The 7908-nt window shown below is 70.8% G+C and carries 6 protein-coding genes; 4 read left to right on the top strand and 2 right to left on the bottom strand.

What is annotated here, in order from left to right; genetic code table 11:
• The first annotated feature begins 1721 nt into the window (after positions 1–1721).
• Entirely contained in the window at positions 1722–2114 is a 393-nt protein-coding gene (locus tag ABH937_RS37075) for a hypothetical protein (protein WP_280694881.1), read from the top strand.
• A gap of 889 nt (positions 2115–3003) precedes the next feature.
• Here the strand turns inward: ABH937_RS37075 and ABH937_RS37070 are convergent.
• Positions 3004–3825 (bottom strand): hypothetical protein, encoded by an 822-nt coding sequence (locus ABH937_RS37070; RefSeq protein ID WP_280694882.1) that lies wholly within the window; start codon positions 3823–3825, stop codon positions 3004–3006.
• A 333-nt stretch (positions 3826–4158) separates the two neighbouring features.
• Between ABH937_RS37070 and ABH937_RS37065 the strand changes: the two genes are divergently transcribed.
• From ABH937_RS37065 to ABH937_RS37055, 3 genes are all read left to right on the top strand, one after another.
• Positions 4159–4389: a hypothetical protein gene (locus ABH937_RS37065; RefSeq protein WP_280694883.1), complete on the top strand. Its 231-nt coding sequence runs from the start codon at positions 4159–4161 to the stop codon at positions 4387–4389.
• 352 nt (positions 4390–4741) lie between these two features.
• Positions 4742–5116 (top strand): hypothetical protein, encoded by a 375-nt coding sequence (locus tag ABH937_RS37060; protein WP_280694884.1) that lies wholly within the window; start codon positions 4742–4744, stop codon positions 5114–5116.
• 178 nt (positions 5117–5294) lie between these two features.
• Entirely contained in the window at positions 5295–5444 is a 150-nt protein-coding gene (locus ABH937_RS37055) for a hypothetical protein (RefSeq protein WP_280694885.1), read from the top strand.
• A 75-nt stretch (positions 5445–5519) separates the two neighbouring features.
• Here ABH937_RS37055 and ABH937_RS37050 read toward each other — a convergent pair whose 3' ends face one another.
• A complete protein-coding gene (locus ABH937_RS37050) occupies positions 5520–7859 on the bottom strand; it encodes a Helicase associated domain protein (RefSeq protein WP_370220768.1) in 2340 nt (779 codons plus the stop codon).
• Between the last annotated feature and the right edge of the window lie 49 nt (positions 7860–7908).

Here is a 7908-nt window from a genome sequence, read left to right as displayed (position 1 = left end):
CGGAAGCCTGCGGCTTACGATGGGCCTGACGGCCCATCACGGCGCTGACGCGCCGTCAAGGTGCGGGGGGTGACGGCTGCGCCGTCACCGTGCGTGGTGTGGCCCCGGCGGCGCCGGGGCGGACCGTGCGGGGCTGGGGGGAATTCGCCTGCGGCGAATTCGCGGGCGTGGCACGCGTCGTCGTGGCGGGCGTCGGGCGTCGCTGCGCTCCGCCCCGGCTCGGGCTTTTCCCCGGGCCTACGGCCTGTCAATCAGTCGGCTTTCCTGCCTTGTTCGGCTGGGCTTTTCACGGCCCTACGGGCCGCTTTGCTGGCCGCGCTTTCCGGGCTGCGCCCGGAGTGAGCGTTGACGATGTGACGCGGAATTCGGGTAGCGGCCCATCCCTCCGATCGGGCGGGATGCCGGCCCGGGCCTGCGGCCCCGGGCGTTGACGATGTGTCGCGGACTTCGGGTATCAGCCACAACCTCCCCCTCCCGGCCCACCCCGGTGACCGGCCCTGCCGCCTGGTTACCGAGCTGACGGTCCATCCGCCGCCCTCGGGGCGGGGCCTGCGGCCCGGAAGGCACCCCCCTGGCCGCCGGTCCGGACGGGTGGCCCTCCGGCCCCCCTGGCGGGCCCTCACGGACCCCCTGCGCGCCGGTCCCTGACGGAACCTCAACCGCACAATCCAAACCCGCATCCGGCAGCCTTTCCCGGAGCACCGTACAGCACTATCCTACCCGCCCGCGAGAGAGCACGGACCGCGAATACGAACCCTCACACCGACGACTCTCCCCGGATCACCATCCGACATTTCAAGGGCGAACCATGAATGCAATCCGGAACCATTCCCCCGGAGCAATCGAAAGGGTTCCGAAGTGCAGCAGCGGGAAACTGAATTCAGGCACTCGGGAAAGGGCCTACGGCCCTCACGGCCGACACGGCACCCGCCATTTCTGAGCCTCCCGGAAATCTCACGAGACGCCCCTGGAACAATTCCACCGGCAACGGCACTAAACCGAACACCACCCGGTGCCGGGCCCGACCGAACCGAGCCCGATGGCGACCCGACGGCCGACCGGACAGCGGCCGGAACACAGCGGCCGATAGCGGCCCGGACGCACCCGGCCTGGCGACCCACCAGCAGACCGACCACACCCCGAACACCACCACCCGACCCGGTCACTTCAGTCACTGACCCCCCTCCCACCAGCACAAACACCAGCGACCAAACCACCCAGCCCCCAGACAGCACCCCACCGCCAGACGCAGCAGAGCGACGGGCACGGCCCGGACGACAGCCAGCGGTGGGGCGGCAGAACAAGCGGGCCGAGCGCAGCGGGCACGGCCTGGCGACCAACCAGGACGGCGACCAGGCGCAGCAGCAGCGGGGCGCGGCATCGGGCGACGCGGGCGGGGACGGGAAGCAGCCGGGGCCGGCCGACCGAGCAGCAGGTGCAACACGGGGTGCAACACGCCCACCCGCCCCCGCCCCTGGCCACATAACACCTGGTCAGACCCGCATCACGCCCCCGTGTTGCACCCCCACCCACCACCAGGCCACAGGCCACCCAGCCACCCAGCACCACCACCAGAAGAAGGCCGGCCCCGACAACGACATCCCCGTTCACTCGATCGAGTGCAGGCACGGCATGTGCCAGTCAAGGTTCCCTAGGCTTCAGACGCGCTCGCCTACCACGGGCGGGCAGTCCCCAGTCCACGCCCCAGAAAGAGGAACCTCATGACCACCACTCAGACCACCAGCGCGGTGCGCAGCGGCAGCCCGGACTCCGCGGTCGACCGGGTGGCCGACTTCTACGGCGCCTACATCGACGCCGTCAGCGACGGCATCGACGACCTTGCCGAGCACCTTCGCGCCCACTACCTCACCGAGGACTTCCGCCAGCGGCTGGCGGCCTGGGAGGAGACCAACCACGCCGACGGCGTCCTGCGCGCCCAGGACGTACCCACCCACTGGGAGGTGACCTACCAAGACTCCGGCGCCGGGCACCTGTTCACCACCGTCACCCTCACCTGGGGCACCGGCCCCGACGCCAGCCACACCCGGCTCGCGGTACAGAGCGATCTGAGCACCAAGCTCATCTCCGACATCGAGGACGCTCCCAGCGCCTGACCCCGCTTCACGCCAGCCCAGAACCAGCCACGGGGCTCGCGGGGCGCTGCGGACGCAAACGCCGGTCGAAGAGCCTCCCGCCCGCCGTCGTGCAGCGCCCCGGCGACAACCCCGAAGAACGGCTACCGGCGCTCCGCGCCACCACCGACCGACCAGCCTCCCGACGGGCATCCCGGGCCGCCTCATTTGACCCGCCTCGCGTCCTGCTCGACCAGCTCCACCACGCAGAACAGCCGCAACCGGTGCTCCACCGCGCGGCGCTGGCGGGCTAGCGGGTGCCGCGGGCATGCCGCCACACAGTGCGGGGCCTGACGCCGAGCCAGAAGGCCAGCGTCTTCACAGCCCGGACGACGGCCGAAACGCGGCGGTACGGCGGCGGCCGGACACGTCAGTCCTCTTCGAGCTCCATGAGCGCGTCAATGAGAACGGGACAGTCCTCTTCATGGAGCAGACGCTCCAGGCCCCGACGCCCCACAGCCCACCTATGGACGGCGCGCCTTCCACACTCTGGACAGCGATCATCCAACTCGGACACAGACGTCCCCCCTTCCCCTGACGGACCATCAGCCAGCTTACGGACCCGACCGACCCCGACCAACCAGAAATCGAACACCACTCCCACCACCAACAAGGCCACCACCAGTCATTCCGACTTAAACCAAGAAAACATCACTGGCCAATTCAAGAAACACGCCACCTGAAATTCCAAGCCGAATACACGCCAAAAAAACCGCCCACCCGGCCGACACCACCCAACCCCCCACCAATCACCACACACAGTCGCCAAACCATCGAACGTCACCCCCGCCCGCCCATCCACAACCGGTCCAACCAAAGGTCCAGACAACCAGCCCCGAGACGCCCAAAGACGCCCACAAACACCAACAGGTCACACCCGACGAGCCTTCGCCGGGTAGAGCTTCGCGTGGAGCACCCGTTCCTCCCACCGCGGACCGTCCGGAGCGGAGACCAGCACGGCTATCAGCTCCCGCTTCGTCGGGGAAGGCAGCATCAGCGGGCCCAAGTCCTTAGCCACGCGGCCCTGTTCGCAACCCGGGCACTCCAGCCGATCCAGGCCGGCCTCCTGGCGCAGTTCCAGCAGCGAGCCCTCCTCCCCGCCGATCGAGCCCCGGCACGTCCAGCACGGGCGCAGCGCGGCGTTAGCCGCGCGGGCGGCCTCCAGCTGCTCTTCGGCCTCCCGTTCCAGCCGCTCCTCATGTTCCTGGTGGCAGGTCCAGCAGCGGCCACCGGGACGGCGGGCCCACTCCACCTGTCGTCCTTCGGGGCCGTACTCCCAGGTGCTCTCCTCCTTCGGGACCTGGCCGCAGTCGGCGCAGGCCAGAGTCCGCATCCAGTCTCGGTGCTCCTGGCGGGCCTTCTTCTCCCGGGCCTTCTGGCGCTGGTTGTAGGCGGCACGGTTGTTCGGGTCGTCGAGCGCGTCGAGCAGGGAGTGCCGGCCGGGGCGGCCGTAGCGCCACCAGACGGGGCCCATCGGCCCGCGCTCGGCCAGCAGGTCCAGCGTGGTCGCGACGATGGGCACCGAGTCGTCGTACTCGCGCCAGCCGTCGTCGTTGTAGTCCCGGACCACCTTGCACCACTGGCCGCGCCAGCAGCCGGCAGACAGGTCCCCGATCGCCTGCTGCCGGTTGGTCAGCGCGGTAGGCCCGGCGTCGGCGACGACCAGGGCGACCGGCGGATACCCGGCGCGCACGACATGTCAGTGCGTCATTCCAGCTCAGCGGCCACATTGCAGTGACATCAAGATGACGATCGATCGCTGACACTCACGTGCAGACCACCACCCAAGTCCTTTGCCGTGCGCGCCTGTTCACAACCCGGGCACTCCAGCCGGCTCAGGCCGGCCACCACGGCCAGCTCCAACACCGAACCCGCCCGGCCGCCGCTGAAGACGCCCAGCTGGGTGGCCGGACGCGCCGCGGAACCGGGCTGACGACCCGGATGTTCGGAGAGGGGTTTCCGATCCAAATCACCGCAGGTCAACGCCGTAGACCCGGGCCGGCTGGGGGACCTATAGTGCCTGCTCATGTCGATCCGCATGAAGAAGACCCTCCTCAGCCTCGCCTACTGCATCCCCGGCGTCATGGGCATCGCCCTCTTCGGCCACCTGGGCACGATCTCGATCGCCGTCTGGACCGTGATCTGGGCAGCGACCGTGGGATACGCATGGTGGTGGTACGGCGACTCCGAGAAGGCAGTCGCGCTCCGGACGAAGGCCGAGGCGAAGAAGGCCCAACGCCGGGGCGAGTCCACCTGACCGGCTAGGTGCTAGGCACGGCTCTCTCGGCCCGGCGGCGCCCTCCAGCAGGCCGTGCCGCCCCGGCCACCCGAAGCGCCCACACCGGCCCCAGCGGCAACGGCGGCCACCAGGCGCAGCAGGACGGCCTCGGAGCCGGCCTCCCCGCCACCGATGCCGGTTATGCGCCGCCGGCAGTGGTGCCCGACCGGGCTGCCGCACCTCTCAGGGCATGCCCTGCCCCGTTGACCACACCGGAATGTGACCGGAAAGGGTCTCCCCGGGCGCCGTTGTCCCGCGACTACGCTCCTAACTGCCATCGGGGGAAGGCAGCAGGGCCACCCCCGCATGCCTGAACCGGGGGACCGTCCTCATGCGCACCATCACCAAGCGCGCCGTCCAGGGCCTCGCGGCCACCGCGCTCGCCATCGGCGGCATCGCCGCCGCCACCGGCACCGCCAACGCCGCCAGCGACCAATACTGCCAGCACGGCACCTGCCTCACCGGCACCAACTACAACGGCTGGGCCACCGGCCAAATCTGCAACGGCCAGAGCTCCACGAACGACTTCTACCTGTGGCTCCGCGACGACAACAACGGCAGCACGTACAAGATCTACACTGGGCGCCTCAACCCCGGCGGCTGCTCCAGCACCATCGGCATGAGCGTGGGCAACGACCCGGTGCAGGTCTTCGCCAGCTCCACCGGCAACTGGACCTACGGCACCGACCCGATCTACCCGAACTGACCAACACCAACACCAGTACCGGTTCCGCTGCGCCCCGCCCGACGGACACCCCGTTCGTGGCGGGGCGCAGCCCTGTCCGGATGGGGTGGTTGGCGAGTGCGGTGCCGACCGGCCAGCGGACGGTGCACAGCGTGGTGTCGCAGGTGCCCGGCAACGGCAAACCGACCCCGCCCAGGCCGTGGCCCGCGCCCTCGGCGAGGCGGCCCGCCGCCTGACGGCGCAGCACGGCGCCGCGGTGCTCCAGGGGTTGAGCGCGGACGAGCTCTTCACCGATCTGGAGCGCCAGCTGGAGACACTGGACCAGATGTCGGCCGCGCGCTCCAGGTGACCGTGGCGGCCGGTGGGCTGCTGGTGGACGTCGTCGCGGTCACGTGCGCTTTCCCTTTGGTGTGCTGGCGGGTGGTCAGAGGCTCAGCGTGGGGCTGTGCAGGGCGTCCAGGAGCGCGCCCTGCTGCTCGGTCAGCTTCCCGTCGGTGCGGGCCTTGTCCTGCTTGCGCAGCCACGCACCCGGGCGGAACGCCGAGTCGTCGCCGAGGCCGGTGCGGTTCGCGGGGCCGGTCAGGGTCCCGCCGGCGGCGAGGTAGGCGAGCAGGCGCCGGTACGACCTGTTCCAGTCCGGTTCCAGGCGCCACAGCTCGTCCAGCGCGTCCAGCTTCGCCACCTGGTCCTTGGTGAGGCCGTCGGCCTTGCGCTGGCGGCGCATCCAGGCGCCCAGCGCGTAGTCGTCCAGCTTCGCGCTCGCCGGGATCGCCAGGTGCCCGTGCTGGCGGTGGAAGGCGGCGGCGTACGCGGCCCCGCGCTCCCACGCGTTGGCGTTCTTCGACCAGATCATGCCGAGCGCGTCCAGCTCGCTGACGCGGGCCGGGTCGAGCAGGCCAGAACCGTTCAGGTGGCGCTGGCGGGTGAGCCAGGAGATCAGCTCGGCGTGCTTCGTCTTGTAGGTGGGGTCGAGGTGGCCGTGCTCGATGTGGAACGCGGTGGCGACGGCGTGCATCCGTTGCCACTCGGCCGCCCGCGGGTTGAACGCGCGCAGCTTCACCGTCTGGAGGATCCGCGCCGCGTGCTGGCGGGCGTTGATCCGCAGCCACTCGATCGGCGACTCCACCGCCGCCGGCTGCTGTTCGCCCTCCCCGGCCTCGGCGGTCTCGCCCTCGGTCGGCTTGGCCACGGTGGTGTGCGCGGTGCCCTGGGATCGCTTGCCGCGCAGTTCGGTGATGCGGCCGACCACCCGGGCGTCGTGCGCCGCCAGTGCCCGCAGAACCCGCCAGATCGTGCGGAAGGAGCTGGCCTCGATCTCGGCGTCGGCCTCGGCCTTGACGGCCTCGCCGGCGTCATGGACCTCGGCGGGGTCGGCGGCCGCCGTGTCGTCGCCGACCTCCGGTGTCGGCAGGTAGACCGGGATGATGACCCAGGACACCTTGCCCTGCCGGTAGGACTGCCTCAACGCCCGGCCGACCGCCTGGACGATGTCGATGACCGACGACTTCGGATCCGCGAAGCAGATGGCATCCACCGCTCTCACGTCGATTCCCTCCGACAGGAGCCGAGCGTTGCAGAGGATCCCGCACTCCTCACCGTCGTCGCCGGTGTGGGCCTTGAACTCGGTGAACGCGGCGCGGCGGTCCTTGAGGCGGTCGGTGCCGGCGACCGCCGTCGCCCAGATCCGCTCGGGGCGGTCCTTGTCCTCCAGCAGCCCGGACGCGTCCAGCAGGGTGTTCGCGAACTCCCGCGCGGCGGACACCCGGGAGTGGAAGGTGATGACGCGGCGCAGGCCGAGGTCGGCGACCGCGCGCAGCACCGCGATCTGCAGGGCCAGGCGCAGCAGTTCCTCGTTCGAGCGCTGCGAGCGAAGGTCGGCGACGGCTGGGAGGTTGAGCAGTTCGCGCAGGTCCTCGTCCGTGACGACCGGCACCAGCACCCGGTAGTCGGCGAGGTAGCCGTGCTCGATGCCCTGGCCGAGCGTCCAGGTGAAGCAGGTCTTGCCGTAGACCGCCTCATCGTCCATGGAGCACAGCGCGGGGAGGGCCTGGCCGTCAGCGTCTGTGGCGAGGTCGGCCAGGCCGTCCTTCGCGCGCCGGTCGTCGGCGATCCGCGGGGTGGCGGTGAAGTACAGCCGGCGCTTCGCGGGGACCTGGGCATCGTCGTGGACCGCCGCCCATGCCTTCCCCTCGGCGCCTGCCGTCCGGTGGGCCTCGTCGATGACGACCAGGTCCCACTCGGCCAGCCCCCAGCCCTGGTGGGCCTGGACGATGCGCTCCAGCGAGGCGTAGGTGGCGTACACGGTGACCGGCTCGTTGTCCGGCGCGCCGTTGACCAGATCGGTCAACACGGCCGGGGCGGTCGTCACGGCCGCTTCGATCCGCCCGCCGGCCTCCGCGCTCTCCAGCGCCTCGTCCCGCGAGCAGGCCGCCACCGCCAGCCCTCGGCGCCCGCCCTTCGTCGACCAGGACTCCGCGGTCTGCTCCAGCAACTCGATCGTCGGCACCAGCACCAGCACCCGGCCCTTCGCCGACAGGCGCCGGGCGCAGCCGGCGGCGATCAGCGTCTTGCCCGAGCCGGTGGCCGCGACGACCGTCGCCCGGCCACCGTCCTTGACCTCCCGGACGGCGGCCGCGACCGCGACCTTCTGGAACCAGTGCAGCGGCAAGGGGTTGACCGCGCCGAGCGGCTGCGCCGGGACGGGCGCGACGTCTTTGGCGCGCAGCCCGGCCTGCACGTGCTGGGCGGTGGTCGTGGTGTCCACGGCGGTCTTCTCCTTCTGCGGGAATGCTGCGCGGTGTGCCGGGCCGCCA

It is taken from the genome of Kitasatospora sp. GAS1066B (assembly GCF_041262605.1).
Classification (GTDB): domain Bacteria; phylum Actinomycetota; class Actinomycetes; order Streptomycetales; family Streptomycetaceae; genus Kitasatospora.
The sequence above is the reverse complement of the archived record's forward strand: the minus strand, read 5'-3'. Positions and strand labels throughout refer to the sequence as shown.

Coding starts and splice junctions, on each gene's coding strand:
- ABH937_RS37075 (WP_280694881.1), top strand. CDS start 1,722: ATGACCACCACTCAGACCACCAGCGCGGTGCGCAGCGGCAGCCCGGAC.
- ABH937_RS37060 (WP_280694884.1), top strand. CDS start 4,742: ATGCGCACCATCACCAAGCGCGCCGTCCAGGGCCTCGCGGCCACCGCG.
- ABH937_RS37065 (WP_280694883.1), top strand. CDS start 4,159: ATGTCGATCCGCATGAAGAAGACCCTCCTCAGCCTCGCCTACTGCATC.